The sequence below is a fragment of the Leuconostoc palmae genome (assembly GCF_019656075.1).
GTDB lineage: Bacteria > Bacillota > Bacilli > Lactobacillales > Lactobacillaceae > Leuconostoc > Leuconostoc palmae.
In genome coordinates, this window is sequence record NZ_BPKZ01000004.1 from 30,350 (window position 1) to 52,525 (window position 22,176).

General features: G+C 34.8%; 20 protein-coding genes and 1 riboswitch. Of the genes, 15 read left to right on the plus strand and 5 right to left on the minus strand.

All coding sequences use genetic code 11. From position 1 onward, the window contains the following. Positions 1 to 11 precede the first annotated feature (11 nt). Together K5Q12_RS02875 and K5Q12_RS02880 are read left to right on the plus strand one after the other, a co-directional pair. The gene (locus tag K5Q12_RS02875; RefSeq protein WP_220742218.1) at positions 12 to 1,346 is read left to right on the plus strand and encodes an endolytic transglycosylase MltG; all 1,335 of its coding nucleotides are present in this window, start codon (positions 12 to 14) and stop codon (positions 1,344 to 1,346) included. 156 nt (positions 1,347 to 1,502) lie between these two features. Then, positions 1,503 to 2,459, plus strand: a complete 957-nt coding sequence (locus tag K5Q12_RS02880) for a GRP family sugar transporter (protein WP_220742219.1) — start codon at positions 1,503 to 1,505, stop codon at positions 2,457 to 2,459. 40 nt (positions 2,460 to 2,499) lie between these two features. On the opposite strand, the gene greA is transcribed toward K5Q12_RS02880, so the two are convergent. Further along, a complete protein-coding gene (gene greA / locus K5Q12_RS02885; RefSeq protein WP_220742220.1) occupies positions 2,500 to 2,982 on the minus strand; it encodes a transcription elongation factor GreA in 483 nt (160 codons plus the stop codon). A 57-nt stretch (positions 2,983 to 3,039) separates the two neighbouring features. Further along, positions 3,040 to 5,649: a YfhO family protein gene (locus K5Q12_RS02890; RefSeq protein WP_220742221.1), complete on the minus strand. Its 2,610-nt coding sequence runs from the start codon at positions 5,647 to 5,649 to the stop codon at positions 3,040 to 3,042. Between the two features lie 95 nt (positions 5,650 to 5,744). On the opposite strand from K5Q12_RS02890, the gene K5Q12_RS02895 reads away from it, so the two are divergent. Then, positions 5,745 to 7,793 carry a penicillin-binding transpeptidase domain-containing protein gene (locus tag K5Q12_RS02895; protein WP_220742222.1) on the plus strand — a complete coding sequence of 683 codons (2,049 nt, stop codon included), beginning with the start codon at positions 5,745 to 5,747 and terminating at the stop codon, positions 7,791 to 7,793. Between the two features lie 30 nt (positions 7,794 to 7,823). Here K5Q12_RS02895 and K5Q12_RS02900 read toward each other — a convergent pair whose 3' ends face one another. Further along, a complete protein-coding gene (locus K5Q12_RS02900; RefSeq protein WP_220742223.1) occupies positions 7,824 to 8,441 on the minus strand; it encodes an NAD(P)H-binding protein in 618 nt (205 codons plus the stop codon). Between the two features lie 63 nt (positions 8,442 to 8,504). Between K5Q12_RS02900 and K5Q12_RS02905 the strand changes: the two genes are divergently transcribed. From K5Q12_RS02905 to thiE, 7 genes are all read left to right on the plus strand, one after another. Next, positions 8,505 to 9,662, plus strand: coding sequence for an ATP-binding protein (locus tag K5Q12_RS02905; protein ID WP_220742224.1), 1,158 nt, complete (start codon positions 8,505 to 8,507; stop codon positions 9,660 to 9,662). Continuing rightward, positions 9,659 to 10,831 carry a vWA domain-containing protein gene (locus K5Q12_RS02910; RefSeq protein ID WP_220742225.1) on the plus strand — a complete coding sequence of 391 codons (1,173 nt, stop codon included), beginning with the start codon at positions 9,659 to 9,661 and terminating at the stop codon, positions 10,829 to 10,831. Before K5Q12_RS02905 ends, K5Q12_RS02910 begins: the two co-directional genes overlap by 4 nt. A 21-nt stretch (positions 10,832 to 10,852) precedes the next feature. Further along, a complete protein-coding gene (locus K5Q12_RS02915) occupies positions 10,853 to 11,149 on the plus strand; it encodes a hypothetical protein (RefSeq protein WP_220742226.1) in 297 nt (98 codons plus the stop codon). Further along, positions 11,146 to 11,649 carry a hypothetical protein gene (locus K5Q12_RS02920; protein WP_220742227.1) on the plus strand — a complete coding sequence of 168 codons (504 nt, stop codon included), beginning with the start codon at positions 11,146 to 11,148 and terminating at the stop codon, positions 11,647 to 11,649. Before K5Q12_RS02915 ends, K5Q12_RS02920 begins: the two co-directional genes overlap by 4 nt. Before the next feature lie 61 nt (positions 11,650 to 11,710). Beyond that, positions 11,711 to 11,799: riboswitch (TPP riboswitch) on the plus strand. 123 nt (positions 11,800 to 11,922) lie between these two features. Next, complete coding sequence (gene thiM, locus K5Q12_RS02925; protein WP_220742228.1) at positions 11,923 to 12,699, plus strand: hydroxyethylthiazole kinase; 777 nt, start codon at positions 11,923 to 11,925, stop codon at positions 12,697 to 12,699. Then, positions 12,692 to 13,525 carry a bifunctional hydroxymethylpyrimidine kinase/phosphomethylpyrimidine kinase gene (gene thiD / locus K5Q12_RS02930; RefSeq protein WP_220742229.1) on the plus strand — a complete coding sequence of 278 codons (834 nt, stop codon included), beginning with the start codon at positions 12,692 to 12,694 and terminating at the stop codon, positions 13,523 to 13,525. Before thiM ends, thiD begins: the two co-directional genes overlap by 8 nt. Then, complete coding sequence (thiE, locus tag K5Q12_RS02935; RefSeq protein WP_220742230.1) at positions 13,515 to 14,162, plus strand: thiamine phosphate synthase; 648 nt, start codon at positions 13,515 to 13,517, stop codon at positions 14,160 to 14,162. Before thiD ends, thiE begins: the two co-directional genes overlap by 11 nt. A gap of 104 nt (positions 14,163 to 14,266) precedes the next feature. On the opposite strand, the gene K5Q12_RS02940 is transcribed toward thiE, so the two are convergent. Beyond that, positions 14,267 to 16,066 (minus strand): M3 family oligoendopeptidase, encoded by a 1,800-nt coding sequence (locus tag K5Q12_RS02940; RefSeq protein WP_220742231.1) that lies wholly within the window; start codon positions 16,064 to 16,066, stop codon positions 14,267 to 14,269. Positions 16,067 to 16,211: 145 nt separating this feature from the next. On the opposite strand from K5Q12_RS02940, the gene K5Q12_RS02945 reads away from it, so the two are divergent. From K5Q12_RS02945 to K5Q12_RS02955, 3 genes are all read left to right on the plus strand, one after another. Next, positions 16,212 to 17,141: an alpha/beta hydrolase gene (locus tag K5Q12_RS02945; RefSeq protein ID WP_220742232.1), complete on the plus strand. Its 930-nt coding sequence runs from the start codon at positions 16,212 to 16,214 to the stop codon at positions 17,139 to 17,141. A gap of 153 nt (positions 17,142 to 17,294) precedes the next feature. After that, entirely contained in the window at positions 17,295 to 18,125 is an 831-nt protein-coding gene (proB, locus tag K5Q12_RS02950; RefSeq protein WP_220742233.1) for a glutamate 5-kinase, read from the plus strand. Beyond that, positions 18,112 to 19,362, plus strand: coding sequence for a glutamate-5-semialdehyde dehydrogenase (locus K5Q12_RS02955; RefSeq protein WP_220742234.1), 1,251 nt, complete (start codon positions 18,112 to 18,114; stop codon positions 19,360 to 19,362). The genes proB and K5Q12_RS02955 overlap by 14 nt, the downstream gene beginning before the upstream one ends. A gap of 31 nt (positions 19,363 to 19,393) precedes the next feature. On the opposite strand, the gene K5Q12_RS02960 is transcribed toward K5Q12_RS02955, so the two are convergent. Then, positions 19,394 to 20,353: a nucleoside hydrolase gene (locus K5Q12_RS02960; protein ID WP_220742235.1), complete on the minus strand. Its 960-nt coding sequence runs from the start codon at positions 20,351 to 20,353 to the stop codon at positions 19,394 to 19,396. A gap of 173 nt (positions 20,354 to 20,526) precedes the next feature. Between K5Q12_RS02960 and K5Q12_RS02965 the strand changes: the two genes are divergently transcribed. Together K5Q12_RS02965 and K5Q12_RS02970 are read left to right on the plus strand one after the other, a co-directional pair. Then, complete coding sequence (locus tag K5Q12_RS02965; protein ID WP_220742236.1) at positions 20,527 to 21,522, plus strand: NAD(P)/FAD-dependent oxidoreductase; 996 nt, start codon at positions 20,527 to 20,529, stop codon at positions 21,520 to 21,522. 130 nt (positions 21,523 to 21,652) lie between these two features. Next, positions 21,653 to 22,123, plus strand: coding sequence for a helix-turn-helix domain-containing protein (locus K5Q12_RS02970; protein WP_220742237.1), 471 nt, complete (start codon positions 21,653 to 21,655; stop codon positions 22,121 to 22,123). The last annotated feature ends 53 nt before the right edge of the window (positions 22,124 to 22,176 follow it).

The following is a 22,176-nucleotide window of genomic DNA, read 5'->3' on the forward strand; positions in this document are numbered from 1 at the left end:
GAGGATGAACTATGGAATCTCGAAAAGAAAAACATCAGCATGAAATTTTAGCTGCAGAAGCTTTAGATGCTAATAAAAATAAGAATAATGAGCGGATAGACGATCCATTTATGCAACCTATTGGAAGAGGCAACGATCCTCAAAAATATCATAAGGGTCTGAAACGAAAAATTATGCTATCTATACTAGCTGTCATAACAGTAATTGGCTTGGTTATTGTGATGAAGCTTATTTTTGGAGATGATAAGGCTGCTTTAGATCCTAAGGACACAACTTTTAAAACAGTTAAAATTGCCGATGGTTCAACGGCACAACAAATGGGGAAAACTCTAGAAGATAAGAAAATAATTAAGAGCTCGAAAGCATTTTATAAATATGCAGTTTCTCAAGGAGCGGAGAAATTACAAGCTGGTAGCTACCAATTATCACCTTCACAAACAGTACAACTAATATATAGTCAGATGACTAGTGGGCCGTCAGCAGCGCCAAAATTACCTAAAGGTTATGTACTTGTCAGTATAGGACAAACTCCTAGCCAAGTAGCTAAAAATATTTCTGATGAAGTCAAAGGCGTATCTGAGCAATCTGTAGTGAATGCTTTAAATGATAAAGACTTAACTAATAAAATGTATAAAAAATATCCGGATTTACTGAGAGGAATTAATAGCTCAAGTACAAAAAGTGCTAAACTATTAGACTATGTTTATCCACAAGCATTTGATTTAACGTCTGCAAAAAATGCAAATGATGTTGTAGAAACTTTGTTAGCAACATCGAATAAAACAATGGCACCATATTATTCAACTTTAAAAGAAAATGGCATGGCCACACCCAATGTTATGGCTTTAATCGCAACATCAGGAAAAGAAGAATTTGAACGGCGTTTGGCATTTGTGAAAAAAATTGCACCATATGCTCAAACTTTGTCCAAAAAATATGGCATTCTGGCTTCAGTTTCTATTGCACAAGCTGCGCATGAATCTAATTGGGATAATTCAAAGCTTTCATCAAAGTATAATAACTTTTATGGAGTTAAAACTCAAGATGAAACACCTGGTAAATCAGTTGTATTAGATACAACTGAATATGTTGATGGGAAACCAGAAACCCAGCAGGCACGATTTGCTGTTTATGATAGTTGGAAAGATAGCATGAAAGAACATGCTGAAACAATTGTTAATGGTAACTCATGGAATCCAGACCAATTTAAAGACGTTTTAGCTGCCAAAAATTATAAGCAGGCTGCAAAAGCGCTTTATGATGACCATTACGCAACTGATGTCAATTATACAAAGTTATTGATTAATGTTATAGAGACTTGGAATATGCAACGTTATGACAAGTAAAACTACAAACTATTTTGTAGTTTTTTTGTTTGTTATATTGTAATCGTTTACAGAATTACCGAAAACGCTTGTGTAACCGTTTACATTGATGTAGAATGATAATTGTGATTTGCATCAGTTAAAAGATGATTAATAGCAAAAGGAGTATGTTTTGAAATGAATGCAACAATATTGCTGGCATTAATTCCAGCATTGGCATGGGGATCAGTTGGTCTTGTAAACACCAAGATGGGTGGGTCAGCTGGGCAACAGACTTTAGGAATGACATTTGGCGCACTAATATTTGGATTAGCAACGATGTTTTTTTATGTGATACCTCACCATGCGTATTTAGGGAAAGAGATATGGACTGTTGGTATAGTATCTGGTTTAGTATGGGCTATTGGAACAGCAGGTCAATTTCTTGCAATCAAAGATTTAGGAGTATCTCTGGCAATTCCGCTTTCCACAGCAGGGCAAATTGTTGCTAATGCTTTAATGGCAGCAGCCGTTTTAGGTGATTGGAAAACAGGTAAGATGTGGGCTGTAGGTGTTGTCTCTATCGTTATTGTGGTTATTGGCGCAACATTAATCTCAGCACGCGATAAAGCCACTAAATCTGGTGCTAGTGAACAAGCAAATAATATGACGAAAGGTTTGGTATATCTAACTGTTTCTACAGTTGGATTTATGATTTATTTTGTATTACCTAACTTTTTAAATAAAATAAATTATATTTCAGATGAAATCAAAAATCAGCATAATGGTATTGACTATATGACTGCTATTGTTGGACCACAAGCAATTGGTCAAGTTATTGGCGCCTTCATTATTGTTATTTTTGTTCTAAGAGAAGCTAACAAAATGTTTGAGAGAGCAACCTGGCGGAATATATTAACAGGATTAGTGTGGGCTGTTGGAAACATTTTTATGTTTATTGCTGCTGCCAATCCTGCTATTGGACAAACAATTGCCACAACTTTTTCACAATTAGGTATAATCGTGGCAACGTTTGGAGGAATATATTTATTGGGTGAAAAGAAGACTCATTACCAAATGAAATTAATCATTTTAGGGACTGTGTTGGTTGTTATTGGGGCAATAATAATTGGAAATATTAATCAATTTGCTTAATTGATTATAATAAAAAAGCTCACATTAGTGAGCTTTTTTATTACTTTTCAACTTTTAAAATTTCAACTTCAATATTAACACCGCTAGGTAATGGAACAGATACTTTGTCACCTACTTTTTTACTGAGTAAAGCAACAGCCATAGCTGATTCGTTAGAAATTTTACCTGATAGTGGGTCAGATTCAGTAGAACCAACAATAGCGTATGTTTCAGGTTCTTCATCAGGTAACTCTCTAAAGGTTACTGTTTTTCCTAGTGAAACTTCGTCAGCAGCCGTGGCATTGGGATCGATGATTTCTGCATTTTCAATCATTTTTCTTAAAGTTAAAATTCTGCCTTCAACGAATGCCTGTTCATCTTTGGCTGATTGATATTCAGAATTTTCTGAGAGATCACCATATGAACGAGCAATTTGAATACGAGATGTAATTTCAGGACGTTGATTTTTAATAAGGTCTTCCAATTCAGCTTGAAGCTTTTCACGACCTTCAGCAGTCATTGGAAATACTTTTTCTTCTGACATAGTAGAGATTCCTTTCAATTTTGTGGATTTTCCACAAATAATAGCAAGACGAGCATATCATGGAGAAAGTCTTCTTGCAAGCTTTTTTCTTAATATCCAACTAAATAAAATAAAAATAAATGATAGTAAACTTAATGCAACACCAGCTTCAAAAAATGGTGGTGTATATTTATAAGTTAATTCATGAGAACCAGGAGATGCTTTGAATGCGATAAAGTAATTAGCTACTGTTAATTTTTTGACGCGATGACCATCAAGATAAACATGCCAACCTGGGGCATCAGGAATAGTTGACATGACAAGTGAATCATGCTTGTCCACATGGATTCGTCCACTAATTAAACGGTCATTACGTTTATTAATTATCAGTGAGTTACTTTGTAGTCGTTTAATTTGTTGGTCAAATATTTTTTGGTTAATTCGGTATAAAGTTAAATTATTAAGAAATAGTGTTTTTGTATTTTTAAATCTAATGGTAATTGTTTGAGGAGTGTTTTGAGCTTTAGTGGTTAAATTAACTATGACAGTGTGTCGGTATGAGTTGAATTGTGTAATAACATGATTATTAATCAATAAATCAAAATCTTTAATAGGTAATCCTGCACCAATGGTTAGATAATAACTATCATCAGTTTTTGGCGTGAATTTCAAATCAAGACTTGCAGGTTGGTTAATATTTTTTTTCATCAATACTGCATCAGTAATTTCGTTTGGTACATTAAGGTTATAACCAATTGCCTGACTGAAATTTTCTGTTGTCACACTCGGATTTAAGCCACCACTTAGATTTTGTAGTAAATTATTTTGATTTTGCAGCGGATTATTAGTTAACATGCGTGTTTGCAGTGCTTTTTCGTTTGCAGCAAAAGTGAGAGGAAGAGCAAACGGATTTTGCCAAATTTCACTATCTTGATTATGTTTAGCAGGTTGATATAGTTTAGAATCAGGACGATACCCTGTTAAACGTGTTATTGGACTACCTGCTTTGGTATTACTAGAATTATTAGGTGTAATCAAATATTTCATATTTAGCAACGCATCTGACAAAAGGCTACCATTTGTATAAGCAACATAATTATCCCCTTCAGGTTGGCCTATATTGGCAAAAAAAGTAGTCGTATTTTTTGATAAGGTTGAGCTGAAATGAGAACCACCATAAAAATTTAACATTAATGCATCACCACGTGTTCGTTGAAAAGTTTGGGCAACGCGATGAAAAGAATGGTCATCTTTGAGTTGTTGATTAGCAGAGTATAACGAATGAATCGTACGTTGGTATTCTGCATTAGAGATATAAGAAAAACGATTCAAAGTTAGTGTGACATTTGATATTAAAGTTACTGTAGTCACTAAAAATAGTAAGCATAGTTGTTGGTTAGGATTTCTTGTTATTAATTGAGTTATTGTTAAAATCGCTAATCCGGCAAATAATGTCACACTGCTATAATCAATATATGATATATGTTTCAGTTGCGTTAAAGCGTAAAATGTTATTAAAATTATTAAAATAAAGTAGCTCAAAATATGTTTCAAATTGACTGGTTTTATTGATTGCCATGAGAGCGCACCTAAATAAATTAACACAAAACTAATTATGAAGCTAAATCGGTATGGATACCAAACAGGATATTGCATGCCGTGGAATAATAAGGTGAGTGGCGCCCATGTAGTCGCCAAAATAAGTATAAATAATATAATTAGTGCACCAAATTTAATACGCCAATTGAAAGTTTTACTTGTGAAAAACAAAAAAACGGTAAATATAATAAATATAGAAACAAATAAATTAGCTTGGCCATTTTGCATTTGATTAAAATCAAAACTACCAGGTATTAGTTTTAGTAATAACTTTATTGGATCATTGTCGAATTTAAAGGACCAAGGTGTATTATACTGTGTTTTACCTAATTTTAATTGACAATACATAGGTAAAATTAACCAAGCACTAAGGCCACCACCGATTAAACTACCTAAACAAAAATTTTTAATTGACCGCCATCTAAGAGTGTGTTGTTGTGGCCAAGAGATACGCCATAAAAAATATAAAATAATAAAAATGGCAATCATGTAAGCAATATAATAATTACTGATAATTGTTAGAGCTAAAACAATGGCATATCGATACCAAGTACCTTGTTTCAAAAGTAATTCAAGTTGTAAAATAAGGAAAGGTAGCAATATTGCTGCGTCTAGCCAAAGCAAGTTTAAGTCATTTGCGACAAACCAACCTGAAAGAGCATAATTAATCGCAAATAGAGGAATGGCATAACCAGATTGTAGCTTAAGTTTTTTTAATAGGTAACCCATACTTAGACCAGCACTACCAAATTTTAATACAGTTACAATTAAAATGGCAGTAGGAAAGTTGGCTATAGGAAAAAAGAGATAAATAAAATTAAATGGACTCATTAAATAATAGGCCCATTCACCTATCATGTCGCCTCCTAAACCATTACTAAATGAGTAAAAAAAACTACTGGGATGTGATAATATTGTGTATTTAAAAGTAGCAAATTGATCAATATATTGTTGTCCGAGATCAACAGTTAGAATCGTTTGATTACCAAACGGTGCCATGCCACGGTATATAAAATACCCCAACATAATAAGCATTGGGAACCAAAAAGACATAGCTAACGGTGTTAAGATACATTTTAATTTATTCATGTTCTTAATATACCAAATTTATTGTGTTTTTTAGCGCAAAAACGTGATTTGTGGTAATCTAGTTTAAGTAACTTATTGATAAATTTGGGGTAATTATGAAGCGTAATCCTTATTTAGAAGATCGTGATAAAAAAAATAGTGCTAGTGCTAATCTGCCAGCACGTTTAAATATTTTGTTAGGTATTTCGCTAACCTTGATGATTGCATTAATTATCCAGTTAGCTTTTTTGACAATCAAACAAGGTGCATATTATCAAGCCGAAGTGAACCGAAGTGATCAAACAATTGAAAAAGGTAATGTACCGCGTGGCATGTTTTTTGATTCTTCTGGACAAGTAATTGTAGGTAATAAAGCTCAAGCGGCAATTACATTTACACGAAGTACGTCTGCTAATCCAATATCAATGCGTAAAACGGCTATTCAACTCGCAAAATTTGTGACTATTGATACAAAGAGGTTAAGTGAGCGTGCAAAAACAGATTTCTATTTGGCAGATGACAAAAATAGTACCAATATCACTAACCAAATTATTAAGAAATATCAAAAAGGGAAAAATACGTTAACGGCTGATCAAATTAACAAGTATATGGTTAGTTACGTTCAAGATAACCATCTTGCTGATAATGTGGATCCTAATGCAGCTATGATATTTCAAAGAATGAGTGGTGCTTACACATTATCCACAACATTTATAAAAGAGTCCGATGTCTCCAATACAGAGCTTGCTGAAGTAGGGGAACGTCTTAGTGATTTTCCAGGAATTAAACTTGGCACAAGTTGGACAAGGCAGTATCCTCAAGGTGAAGAGTTTAAAGCATTAGTTGGTACTGTTACTAACGAAGCGACTGGATTACCTGACAATCGTCTACATACATTATTGGCTCAGGGCTATTCACAAAATGAGCCAGTTGGTAACTCAAGTCTTGAAATGGCTTATGAGTCTATTTTAAAAGGATCAGCATCCCAGACGATCGTAACAACTAGTGGTGATGGAAAAATTAAGTCATCTCAAATTAAATATGATGGACAGGCCGGAGATAATTTAAAATTAACGATTAATGCTAAATTCCAAAATGAAGTACAAAAAATTTTGGAAGATAATTTACCAGGTGGCGATGTTGAGGGTGCTTACGCAACAGTTATAAACCCATTCACTGGTGGTATCTATGCAATGGCAGGTGTTAGTAGAGATTCTACCACTGGTCAAAAAACAGCGAATCCGTTGGGGAATATGAATCAAGGCATTGTCATGGGATCTGTTGTTAAACCAGCAGTTTTAGCAACGGCATTTCAAAAGGGAGTTATTACGCCACAAAATACAGTTCTAACAGACCAAGCCATTAAAATTGCAGGGACACCTGACATAACCTCCTATTGGAATAAATCCGGTGCACCAACTCCAATAGATGCAGGTACAGCGCTAGAACGATCCTCTAACACTTACTTTGTTCAACTGGGTATGAAAATTGGGGGACAGACATACTCACCTGGTTCACCATTGGCGATTCAAGCAGATGCTTTTCAAACATTACGTAATGGTTTTGCACAATTTGGGTTAGGTACAAAAACTGGTATCGACATTGGTGGAGAAACAGCTGGTTATCGTGGCCCTACTACAGGAGAAGCACGAGGAAAGTATTTGTATGAGTCATTTGGTCAATATGATTCCTATACAACTTTACAATTAGCTCGGTATGTTTCAACTATTGCTAATGGTGGTTACTTAGTGGCACCACATATCGTGGGATCTGTACAGCAAAGCATTCCCAATAGTGATAACCAACGAACAGTATGGACAGCTAAGCCAAATATACAAGGACAAGTTAATTTGACTCCAGATGAATGGCATGTCATTAAAGAGGGGATGAATAGGGTTGCTAACGGTTCAGATTCATGGAATACTGGTGGTGCTAACATGCACAAACTAGAACCTCATGTTTATGCTAAGACTGGAACGGCTGAGACAAAAACTAATGGTCATGATACTTATACTGAATCAATGGTTGCGTATGTTCCGGGACAGCCATTTGCCGTTGCTATGGCTATTCCAGGGATGAATAGTTACCTAGACGGTACGAATGGTAAAATTTCGGCTAAAATAATTGATGCTTATTGGCAATATGTTGCTAATAAACCAAAATAAAAAAGGAACCAACAAGTGTTGGTTCCTTTTTTATGAAATGCGATTTGAAATAGCGACTGACTGTGAAATGTATCTATCAGGGTTTAAGATGAGTTGAGAAATAAATTCAGCAACACTTAACCTTGAAATAGGGCCACCTACAATTATTTCTGTGATGTCCGTTTGTACATTAATATCTTGCATGATGTTATCATCAGTTAATTCGTTAGGTCGAATAATGGTGTAATCTAAGTTTGATGACATAATACGGGAAACAGCTGCGGCTTGATTACCCATGTAGGTATTTTCATTATCAGTTGTCCCAAGAATATTTTGCCATAAGTCACGTTGATGTTTGGGTAGTTCATCATGAACACCAACTGTGGCCACCCAGATTAACCGTTTAACTCCTGCTTCGTGCATAGCATTAACAAGGCTATTAGCAACTGACTTTTGACGCCCCTCGGCACCAATATTAGCATAGACAATGTCTACTTCTTGAAGTGCTGGTATGAGTTTGGCTGTATCGACAGCATCTAAAGCTGATATATTTTTTTCAGGTCTGGCATGCAATGAAGTTAAGCTAACATTGATATTGGTATTGGCTAAAATCGGAACAACTAATTTAGCGATTTGTCCATTGGCACCAAGAATAAGTAATTTTTTCATGGTTTAATTTTAGCATGAAAATTCAATAAGCGGTAAAATGATATTGTAAAGTCGAGGTAAATTATGGCACTATCTTTTCAACAATTACTAACGGCAGTACCACTTATTCTAAATGGTGGGAATGTCCCAACCCTTGTGGGGGAAGCCGGCATTGGAAAAACAGCATTAGTAGTTAAAATAGCTAGCAATATGAATGCTAAACTATTTACAACAGTAGTTTCTTTATCTGAAAAAGGTGATTTAGCTATTCCAATTCCACCAATGACTGAATCTGCTTTTTTAGTTACCAAAAACTATGGACAGTTAGCTGATGTGAAATTTGGCTACACGCATACATTGATTCAAATTATTCAACATGCTGAGTCATTTCCTGAACGACCAATTATATGGTTTTTAGACGAATTTAATCGTGGTTCTCAGGCAGTACAAGCTGAATTAATGAATTTAGTCTTACAAAGACAAATTAACGATATTGTTTTGCCCTCAAATGTTAAATTAGTTCTTGCTGAAAACCCGGATGATTCTATGACTGGATTTGAATCATCAGAGTATAGCGTTCAGATCTCTGATAATGCGATTAAGGATCGAACAACTCGTCTTGTTATGAAAGTATCAGTTGATGATTGGTTAATATGGGCAAACCAAAAAAAAGCGTCTAATGACAGTAATATTAATCCTTTAGTGACAAGTTTTATAGCAGAAAATCCTGAGTTATTGTACCCAGAACTCAGGCGAATAGATCTAAATCCAACACCTCGAGCATGGCAAAGAGTATCTGATAATTTATATCAGCTGCAATGTTTATCTCAGAAAAATCAAGATGATTTATTGTTTGATATCATCTCAGGGGATCTGGGAGAAGCTGTGTCTAGTCAATTTGTGAGTTTTGTTAGAGGTAAAATTACTGGTTTAACTGCTCAAGATATATTTTATTCGTCTCCTCAAGGGCCAAAATTACCTCAAAATATTCAAGATCAATTTCAAGCTATGTCTGAGATACAAAAATTGAATATAGCTGAATCGCTCTTGTCGTATGCTGATATTGTTTCCAATAGTAATGCTGGGAGATATAGTGAATTGATAACCCAGCTGGCATTAGATAGTCAATATGCTTTAGTTAAAAAAATGACATCTACCAGTTTATTAGATCAATTGTATTTATCAGATAATCATTATGCTAATGTACTGTACCAGCAAATTATGGATATTGCTACCCGATGACGACATTTAAAAAACAATTACTGATAAATGGTATTAAAACGTTACTAGATGTTTCACCATTTTATGGTTTTATAATTATGAATTTAAATCGATTGTATGATGAAGAAGCAACTAATGCATTACAATTAAAATGGCAATCCTTTAGTTGGTATCTTGTTGTTAATCCAGTGTTATTAGAAAAACAATATGGCAATAACAGTAATGATGTTGCCGTAGCCTTAGCGCATGAGGCGTTACATATGTTTTGGCAACATCCAACACGATATGCAGAGAGTAACTATAAGGATCAGCTGATAGATATGGGGACAGATATAGCTGTAAATCAATATTTACCAATAAATGTTAAGGAATTACCTGACTTTGTGACTTTACAAACAATTTCTCAGATATATAATAAAGTTATACCAGAAAAGTTGGATTCTGAATCATATATTAAGATTATTGCTGATTTAGAAAACAATGATATGTCAAAAAATACACCAAAGAGCCATGCTAAACACCATAGTTGGCAGACAGCTAAAGGAGCGCTTGGTGAAGCTCATGCTGCATCAGAACAGTTAGTTAAAAAAGCATGGAAAGATTCGGAATTTACTGCTCGAGGAACACAAGTTTCTGCACCTATCCAAAAGCATATTGATCAATTGATGCAACCCAAGAAACCGTGGCGTTCAATTTTAAAATTAGGATTAAGTCAGATGCCAAATAAGAAAAGTGATACTCATAGTCGCTTTAATAGACGGCAACCTTATCGCTTAGAATTACCTGGAGAGCGTTACACGAATACTAGTTTATTAGCTATTTTTATGGATAACTCCGCATCAATAGGTGATGAACGAGTTGCAAAAATAATTGATTATGTTGGACAGATAACAAAATCATTGGACGCTGAAGTAGCTATTTTTAACTTTGATACTATGGTAAAGCCCGTTAAATATAACCATCAAAACATACGCTATTCTGGAGGAGGCACAACTTTCCAATCAATTTTTGATTATTTGGTAGCTCAACATTATGAACCAACGAAAACCGCTATTGTGATACTGACCGATGGCGATGGTGAAAATGAGGTAATAAATAGAAATTTTCATCAAGTATACTGGATTCTACCGGAAAATAAACATTTAAGCCTAAAAAAACCGTTTGGCAAAGTAATAACATTTGATTTTTAATAGGTTTGAAAAGAGGACTTTATGCTTAGTAAGCTTTCACCACCAGATTTACGTAGTGTCATCGATAGAGATTGTCGTTTTAAACGAGCCGAAGCCATATTGACAAATAGGTGGTATGAAATTATTGACAATTATCAAACTAATAATCCAATGATGACATATGAGGATATTATGTTTGCTTGCCGGCTAAATTTAACACATACAGTTAAATCCAACATTAATTTGACAACTTTTTCAGGTGTACAAACTTTCATTAAGTTAAATCAGTCATACATTTCTCGAACTGTTATTTATAAGTTAAAGGAGCCTTTTTTATGAAAATTAATCTTGTTTTAGCACCAGAACAAGCACCAGCGACATTGTTAAATATGCAAGCTGAGCATAAGGAAAATATTTTTTATCTAGGCAAAGAATCGCAACTTTCGGGAACAAATGTGCTTATTATAGATTCTCCAGAAATTGTAGAGCAGTTCCAGCGTCCAATGTCTTTTGAAGTTTTAGAGGCACATCAACCATTAAAGGGCAATGTTGTTCATCAAATTGTGTTCCAAACTAAAGAACACAATGATGAGCTGATTGCGCAACTGCTTCCCAATAATGCCGTCTTAGCTCAAACGCAGATGGGCAAGACAGAATACATGCTTTGGACATTTTATGATAATCATAGTGCGTTAGCAGAGTTTTTAAACAGTGACATTTATGAACAAATGAAACATTTAATGAAAAATCCCTATACGACTAGTTATAGTCGTATTACATCTGAAGAGCAATTATCTTTAACACACCAAATGAAAGATTTTGATGATAAAAGTTGGTAAACAGACTGATAGTTGCATAATAAGATAACTTAGGCTACAATTATGCCATAAACAAAATAAACTAAACTATCTGGGGTGCCCTTTGGCTGAGAAATACCCATTGAACCTGATCGTGGTTATGCGCGCGAAGGGAGATAGGCTAATGATTATTAAACAATACTTAAAGTGTAAGTTTTTTTGATAACCGTTATCTATTTTTCTGAGCAAAACTAGATAACGGTTTTTTGTTTGAAGAATATCGTTGGCTGTTGATACATCTCTGAAAGGAATCTTATGAATTTATCTGAATTGAAGAAGCAAACACCATTAGTGTTTAACTATGCTAATTATGTTACTGCGCAATTTGTTGCAAATACAATCAATGTTGTCGGTGGATCACCCATCATGTCCAGAGAATTAGCAGAATTTTCTGATTTGGTCCAAGTTAGTGATGCGATTGTCGTCAATACAGGGACTTGGCAAAGAGCAGAATTGCCGGCAACAATCAAACTAGTCCAGTTGGCTAATCTTGCTAAGAAAGTTGTGGTGCTTGACCCTGTTGCCGTGTCAATTCCGTCACGCAGTCTGCCTGTTCATGATATAATGGCTAATTCCAATATTGATATTATTCGTGGTAATGCTGCGGAAATTGCATGGTTTGCAGGCATTGAGTTGGCTAGCCATGGCATTGATTCTACTGGAGATGGAGACATACTTACTATAGCAAAAACAGCTGCTAAGAAAACAGGTGCGATCATTGCAATGAGCGGTAAAGTAGATGTAGTAAGTGACGGACAACAAGCTCACATAATTGATGTCGATGTACCGCTTTTAGCTACAAATGTTGGTACTGGCGATGCGCTGTCCGCTTTAATTGGTGCTTTTAACGGTGATACTATTTCTACAGAAAATACATTACGTGCAATGGCAATGATGAAATTAGCAGGGACTAAAGCAACATTAAAAGTCAAAACACCTGGTTATTTTGTCAATCAGTTACTTGATGAATGCTGTGCAATAACTGATTCTGAGCTGGAAACATTTATAGAAAATGAGGTGAAGTATGGTTAACGATACACCACAAGTCATGACAATTGCGGGCACTGACTCTAGTGGTGGTGCCGGAATGACAGCTGATTTAAATACTTTCTCTGCCCAAGGTGTCTATGGGGCTAATGTAGTGGTTTCTGTAACTGCACAAAATACTTTAGGTGTACAACAAGTTCAAATGATAACGCCCGAAATGATTATGGCGCAACTCAAAGCGATTGCTGACGATTTGAAAATCATAGCATTTAAAACAGGCATGCTGGGTAATTCAGATACGGTAAAAATAGTTGCAGAAGCGATTAAACAATTTGATTTTGGTGAATTCATATTAGATCCAGTAATGATTGCTAAAGGTGGCGCGCAATTGTTGTCTGAAGAGGCGGTAGAATCAGTAAGAATGAATTTAATGCCATTGGCAACTTTGATTACTCCCAATATACCCGAAGCTGAAGTTATATCAGGTATAACCATTCGAACAGCAAAAGATATTCAACTAGCTGCTAAAAAGATGAAAGATATGGGTACTAAAAACGTATTACTTAAAGGTGGACATGGTGATAATCCAATTGTTCAGGATTATGTTTTACTGGCCAACGGCACACATTTTTGGTTAAAAACAACACGTTGTCAAACTGAGCGAACACACGGAACAGGGGACACAATCTCTGCTGCCGTTACAGCTAAATTAGCTATGGGATTAGATTTAAAATCAGCTATTATTGAATCCAAAGCATATGTTGATGCCACCATTAGAGATGGGATAGAAGTTGGGCATAAATATGGCCCATTAAATCATTTGGCTAAGGTTGCGACAGAAAATTTACCGGAGATTTTAGATGAAATTTGATAAAAAAATACTGTCCCGATACTTCGTCATGGGAACCCAAGACGTTCAAAGTGAGTCGGATTTTTTTAGCATTTTGAAGCAAGCATTAGAATCTGGGGTCACTGTTTTTCAGTATCGTGAAAAGGGAAAACATGCTTTAAGCAGTAGTGAAAAAGAACGTGTTGCTTTTCAAGTACGTGAACTCACTAAACAGTATGGCGTACCATTAATTATCGATGATGATATACCATTAGCCAAGTTAGTCAATGCAGATGGTATCCATTTTGGACAAGAAGACGGGAATCCAACGGAAAATATTAAACTGGCTGACAACTTGTTTGTTGGTGTTTCAGTATCAAATATTGCAGAATATGAAAAAATTGCTAATTTATCAGGTATTGATTACATTGGTATTGGACCCATATTTAACACTAAAAGCAAATCAGATGCCAAACCTGAGATTGGCATCAAAGGACTAACTATGTTAAATAATATCAGTTATTTTCCAACAGTTGCTATTGGTGGTATTACGATTGAAAATATTGTTGAGGTTTTGTCAACAGAAACAAATGGGGTTGCGGTAATTAGTATGATTAGCCAAAGTGATAATATTAAACGTACGCTAGCTTATTGGCAAGAACTTGAGTGCAAGCTATGATCAATTAGTTTTTGTTAGCGCAAATATTAGTAAAATGATGTTGATTTTTAGGTAATGTTTCTAGGAAAAGATTAAGAAGTAAAAAAGAGCTTAATAGCTCTTTTTTATATAAATTGTGTTGATAAAGATAGGAATTCATCAATATCAGATTTAATTAAATCGGCACCAGCTTGCCAAAATTCAGGACGTGTTAGGTCAACACCAAGGTGTTTTTTCGCAAGTTCTTCAGATGACATGTTTGCCGTATCTCTTAGTAGCGCAATATATTGATTTTCAAAATCTTGGCTACTTTGTTGAGCTTTGGCATAAATACCAGCAGAAAATAGGTAACCAAATGTATATGGGAAATTATAGAATGGTATAGAATCAATAAAGAAATGCAGTTTCGATGACCAAAAATGTGGGTGGCGCGTTTCTAAAATACCATCAAATGCGTTAATTTGAGCGTTGTCCATTAATGTATTCAATCGTTCTGGTGTTAAAACCCCCTTTTTTCTTTCGGCATAGAAAGCATCTTCAAACAAGAAACGAGCATGAATGTTTAAAAACATTGCAATTGGGTTTGTCATCTTAGCATCTAATAAAACTAATTTTTCTGCATCGGTTTTTGCTTCTCTGACATTTGCGTCATTGACAATTAGTTCAGCAAATGTTGAGGCAGTTTCAGCGACATTCATTGCGTAGGCATCTCGCCAAAGTGGTAGGTCTACTAATTGTGCTGAGTGAAATGCATGACCTAGTTCATGTGCTATAGTCGCAGCATCATTTACAGATCCAGTATAGGTAAGAAAAATACGAGATTCATTTAAGTCAGGAACAGATTCCATATAACCACCTGGTTGTTTACCTGGCCGATTTTCTGATTCAATCCAGCGCTTTTTAAAAGCCATTTTTGCAAATTCGGCCATTTTAGGAGAAAATTTACTAAATTGTTCAATAATGAATGTTGCTGCATCGTCATATGAAATATCCGATGGTTTATAATCACCAATATTAGTGAGTGGTGCTACTTGGTCTTGCCAACCAATACTTTCTAAACCTAACAATGCTTTTTTTCTTTCAAAGTAAGGCTTAAACATCGATTTATTTTTATCTACAACTGACCACATAGCATCTAAAGTTTCTTGAGACATCCTGTTCATCTCTAATGGTTGTTCTAGATGTGAATGACGCCCGTGAATGCGTTGATTCGTTAAGCGAAAACCGGCTAAGTGATTTAATGTATCAGCGGATAGATTTTCAGCTTTCCCCCACATTTTTTCATAATTTGTCATTATATTTGCTCTAGTATTTTTATTAGGCTCCCCATCTAACATATTAAGCGCTTGTCCTGCTGAAATACGATGAGATTGACCATCGCTTTCATCCGTATAAATCATTGACAGTCCTGAAGATATCGTATCATAATGTTTGGACCATGCCTGTTGACCATCTAAATCTAGTTGATTAACGAGAGATTCTGTGTCATCATCTAATAATCTTTTTGCATCATTTCTCAGCTCTCTCAAATAAAAGGCAATTGGGTTTAGTTTTGAAGAAGAGAGGCTCTCATTGAACTGTCTTTCATTAGCTTGTAAAAGTAATTTTTTAAATTTATTCATAGGAATTGCATAGTCTACAAATAACTTTCCCAGTCGGTCAAAATGAGTTGTGTAAATACTATTACCATAATCCACAGAAGCCCATCCATTAATGAAAGTATTGATTGTCCCTAAGCCAGACTCTATTACTTGTGCCAATTCAGCTAAATCAGCAATCGTTTCAGTTGAAAATATTGCTTTTGATACAAGTTGATTGAAATCCGAAATTTCAATAGCAACAGATGTATACTTGCTTGCTAGCTCATCTGAATTAATACCACCAGCATAAATACTTTCTAAGTTCCAGGTTTGTGAGTATTTCATTTGTTAACTTACCTCTTTCATAATATTCTTATTAAAGTATACCATTCTTAATGATTCTAATATTATCTACAAATAAGTAAAAAATTAGTTGTTTGCTAGCCTCCACATAACAGTGTAAAATGAATATTCTGAGAGGTAATAGGTAATGAATATCCTTATAAAATGGATCATTAGCATAATGTTAATTATGATTATAATCTTATTCTTTGCTGGCATGTACTTTTTTCATGTGGCACAAATTCGTGATGAGAAATCTAATCAACCAGATGTGTTACGATCCAAAAATAATCCATTATATCAGTATGAACATGCATTTTTATCAAGGAAAAAAACGATTTGGCATGAAAAAACATCAGATGATTTAACTTTAGAAGCTTGGTACGTCCCAGCAAGTCAAGTAACTCATAAAACAGCAATATTGGCTCATGGTTGGCATAATAATAAAACAACAATGGCTATATATGGCGAGCTATTTCACCAACTTGGGTACAATGTTTTGATTCCTGACAACCGTGCCCATGGTGATTCACAAGGTAATGTGATAGGGTATGGATGGTTAGATAGACGTGACTATATACAATGGTTAAATCAAATTATTCAAAAAAATGGTGTAGAGTCAAGTATTGTGATGTATGGGATGAGTATGGGTGCTGCAACTGTTTTGTCTACATCTGGAGAAGATGATCTACCAAAACAAGTGAAAGCAGTTATTGCTGATTCGTCTTATACTAGCTTGTTAGATGAGACTAAGTATCAAGCAGGTGCTATGTATCATTTACCTTGGTTTCCGCTAGTAAATGTTGTCTCAGGTATTTCGATGATTAGAGCGGGGTACTCCTATAGTGAAGCTAGTCCTTTAGAACAAGTCAAAAAAAGTAAGCAACCAACATTATTTATTCAAGGTGATTCTGACACATTTGTGCCAACTAAAATGGTTTATCCACTATATCATGCTTTAAATGCGCCTAAAGAACTGTGGGTTACTAAAGGAACAAAGCATGTCCAGAGCTTTAATGACTATCCAGAGCTATACAAAGAAAAAATAACGTATTTTTTAAATCAGTACAACCCTTGATTCGAGATAGTACATAAGACTTCTTTGCTTATTTATTAGGAATTTTTCATGATATAATAATATTCAAATTAATTAATCATTGTTTATTTGTCGTTTTTCAAAATCATTTATGTATTGAAAACTAATACTGATTTATAAAAAAGGATTATCAAAATGTCAATCAATTTCTTAGAGAAAGACACCAATAAATCTTGGCAACGTTTAGTTGTTAAAGTTGGAACCAGCACCATTGTTGATGCTAGTGGAGAAATAAAATATCCTGTTATTAATCGGCTATCACAAACATTAGCCCAGTTACAGAAATCTAAGTATCAAGTCATTTTGGTTACTTCAGGAGCGATTGGTGTGGCTTTAGAACAAATGAATATTAAAAAAAGGCCCACCGATATACCGTCACAACAAGCATTAGCAGCTATTGGGCAAAGTTACTTAATGGCAATTTATAATCAAAGTTTTGCATTTTACCAGCAACATGTTGGCCAGGTATTACTGACATACGATGTTTTTAATAACAAGCAAATGCTGAAACATACGATAGATGCACTAGAGTCTATGTTGTCACAAGGGGTTATACCAATTATCAATGAAAATGATGTTATAGCTGTTGATGAATTGGATCATCAGCATTCTTTTGGTGATAATGATCGTTTAGCAGCGATTGTTGCTCATGAAACAAATTCAGATGGTCTGATTATTTTAAGCGATATTGATTCACTTTATACTGATAATCCGCATGTTAATCCGAACGCCAAACCAATTGCTAAAGTTAATCAAGTTACTGAAAAACTTTTATCTGGTGCTAATGGCTCTTCTACTCTTGGAACAGGTGGCATGGTAACCAAACTTCAAGCAGCTGATTATATTATTAAAAACGGTAGAAAGATGGTGCTAATTAATGGTGAAAATCCGGCAACTATTTTAGATGTTGTTGAGGGAAAGTACGTCGGCACATTGTTTGAAGGAGAAAACGATGACAACAAATAGTATGGTTGAAATTGGCCTGCGAGCTAAAGCAGCAGCTATGGAAGTGTCTCAACTTTCATATGATCAACGCAATACACTTTTGAAGAAAATGGCGCAATCTTTATTAAATAATAAAGATGCTATTATTAGCGCTAATAAGATTGATCTTGCGAAATATGGGGATGTTTTAAGTCAATCAATGAAAAAGCGTTTAACTTTGGACGATCAGGTTATTGATGATATGGTTACTTCACTAGTAGCAGTTGCCAAACTAGATGATCCACTTGCCGGGCCTTTTGACTCGTGGAGAAACCATGTTGATTTAAAAATTGTAAGAAAAATTGTCCCAATAGGTGTTGTCGCTATGGTTTATGAAGCGCGACCTAATGTAACAGTAGATGCTGCGTCTTTAACTTTAAAATCAGGAAATTCAGTTATTTTACGAGGTGGGAAAGAGGCTTTAAATAGCAATAAATGTTTGGCAAACATATTGAGGAGAGTACTAGAAGAGAATAAGTTCAATCCGGATTTTATTCAATTAATAGAAGATTCGTCTCATGAGGCAGTTAATGAGTTGCTCCACATGCGAGAGACAGTAGATGTTTTGATTCCTAGAGGCTCTGCTAATTTTATTGACTTTGTGGTTACGAATGCAACAGTGCCAGTCATTGAAACTGGCGCTGGAAATACACATATTTTTGTGGATGATTCGGCAAATCAAGAACAAGCGCTCAATATTATTCATAATGCTAAAACTCAAAAGCCATCAGTGTGCAATGCAGCCGAAAAACTATTAATTCATACTGATATTGCGAAAACATTCTTACCCAAAATTGTCGATAAATTATTGGCTGCGAGAGTTGAATTACGTGGAGATGAATTAAGTCGAGCTATTGACTCGCGCATTATTCCCGCTTCTCTAAAAGACTGGGATACTGAGTATAATGATTTAATTATGAGCATTAAAATTGTACAAGACTTAGATGAAGCTATTAGTTGGATTAATCAACATACAACACATCATTCAGAAACAATAATTAGTCAAACAACAGATCATGTCGTTCAATTTATGAATCTAGTTGATGCAGCAGTTGTGTATCAAAATGCTTCTAGTCGATTTACTGATGGTTTTGAATTTGGCTTTGGTTCGGAAATTGGTATTTCTACTCAAAAGTTGCATGCTCGAGGACCAATGGGGCTGAAAGCTCTAACCACGATAAAGTACGAAGTATTTGGTGATGGGCAAATTAGAAAATAAAAAAGTTGCAACGCTATTAGTTGCAACTTTTTTATTTAGATAGAATAGACAGCATAGTTGATTGAAAGTCAGAAACAAATCGTGGAGAATCAACCAAAATAGCAGCTTTAGTCGTAGTTGGTTCAAGTAGTTTTTCTTTGTTACCTATCGTTCTACCATAATCACCACTTTGACGATCATAAGTCACTTTCATATTTAAAGGCAACGTTGTGACGTATGTTGGGTCAATCCCAACAGCTACAGCTAGTGGGTCATGTAAGGCCGCACCTTTTTTATCAATACTAAGTTTAAAATAAGCATCGATATAAAAATCCATAAGATCAGCATATTTTTCAGCAGCTTTTGTGCCAAGCGCACGCCAAGCGGTTGTCTCTTTTTTTGTTAATAATGTACGTAATGTGACATCCAAACCAACCATCGTCAGGTTTTTTTGATGTGAAAAAACGTAATCTGCATCTTCAGGATCTTGGTGAATATTAGCTTCGGTAAACGGTGAAACATTTCCAGGAACAGTTAATGCACCACCCATAAGTGTTGTGTTACCAATTAATTTTGCTACTTCGGGATCTTTTTTAATAGCTGTTGCTAAGTTAGTTAGTGGACCAGTAGGAATGAAAATCAAGTTATCATGATATTGATGTGCAGCTGAAATTAAAAAGTCAATGCCTGATTGTGATTCAACGTCACGTGGTGATTGTTCCAAAGTGACATCGCCAACGCCATTTTTACCATGTATTAATTGTGATATTTCCATAACATCAAAATGATCAGTTGTTGAGGAATGGCTTTCACCCAAGAATACAGGAACATCATCAGCACCTAATAAATGCAACAGATTCAGCGAATTTTGAGCAGCAGTTTTAACCAGCGTATTACCATAGCTTGAGATAATACCAATTAAATCAACATTTGGATCACTAACAGCATAAGCTAAAGCTAAAGCATCATCTATACCAGTGTCGAGATCTAAAATCATTTTTTTTTGAGCCATGTTCATTATGTATGACACGTTAAAGAGAGTGTCATAGTTATCCTCCGAATTATTAATACTTTTATTATACCGATTATACTTTTAAATTGGGTTAAAAGAGTTAATTATCGGTATAATGATAACTAAGATTGAAAAAATATAGACATAATTATAAGAAATAGAAGTGGTAAACGATGACAGAAGAAATATATGATATAGCAATTATTGGTGGTGGACCTGTAGGCATGTTCGCTGCTTTTTATGCAGGGTTACGAAATACAAAAGTCATATTGATTGAGAGTTTGGCGACACTTGGTGGTCAAGTTACGGCATTATATCCTGAAAAAACACTCTTAGATGTTGCGGGTTTTGCTGGCGTGACAGGAGAAAATTTTATTAAGGCATTAAACGAACAATTAGCATTGTTTCCAGTAGAAATTAGAACAAGTACAACGGTGGATGATGTTAAAGAACACAATAATTTATTTATTATTTCAACTAGTAATCACCAAAAAATAGTTTCAAAGACAATTATTATTGCTACGGGAAAGGGAGCGTTTGAGCCTAGAAAAATGCAAATTGCGGGAGTGGATGATTTAGTGGGTCAAGGGGTACATTATTTTGTCAAAAACAAAGAGGATTTCCGTAACCGAGATGTCGCTATTGTTGGTGGTGGTGACTCAGCTGTTGATATGGCAACCATGTTGAATAATGTGACGCAATCAACAACTATCATTCATAGGCGTAATCATTTCAGAGCAATGGAACAAAGTGTCCAAAAGTTGAGTGAGTCAACTGTGATCCAAGAAACACCAAAGAGAGTTATTGAAGTATCGAAAAAATACAATGGGCAGTTAGAACTCACTTTGTCACATGTTAAAGATAATCAAATGATTAATACTATTACAGTTGATGATCTTATCGTTAGCTATGGTTTTATATCTGAAAGTAAAACTATACAATCATGGCAAGTCAAGCCTCAACAAGAAAATTTCTCTTTTAATGTGAATCAAAAAATGCAGACTAATATTCCAGGTGTTTTTTCGATTGGGGATGCTAATCACTACGATGGGAAATCAGATCTAATTGCTGTTGGTTTTGGTGAGGCACCAATTGCAGTTAATGCTGCAATTCGTCATTTTGATCCACATCGTGGTGGTCCAGGACATTCCAGTTCTTTGAGTATATAAATGAAAATCTGTCACAATATGTGATATATCCAAAATTTAGACTACAACACGAGACTCTAGACAGTAGCAAATATGATTTGCTTGATGTATCAAAGTTCATAATGTAATAATATGTTTAGAGGAGAGACCTATGACCTTTGGAAAAAAATTACGAACGGCACGTATGGCTATGAATTTAACGCAACAAAAAATCGCTGATGATTTCTTTATTACTAGACAAACAATATCTAGTTGGGAGAACGGAAATAGTTATCCAGATGTTATGACACTAATTAAATTAAGTGATTATTTTGGATTCTCGATAGATGAAATATTGCGTGAAGACAAGCAAATGCGTTTATTTTTAGATAAGAAATCAGTTAAAAGTGAATTGAAACCAGTTTATCGTATTTTGTTATTAATTTCCCTTATTCTATTAGTTATAGAAATACTAGATTGTTTTAGTGTCATTAAATTAGGCGGGGTATTAGGATGGACAATTTGGGGAATATTTGTGATGAGTGTCCGTGCATTTGACATGTTGAGCAAATTTGATGAATCTAACACTATGGACTTTAAATATAATTGGCAAAGAAAAATAAAAGCACTATTATATCGATAATTTTTAACAACCATCTCAGTATTAACAACACAGCGTTCAACCTATTTTTAGTA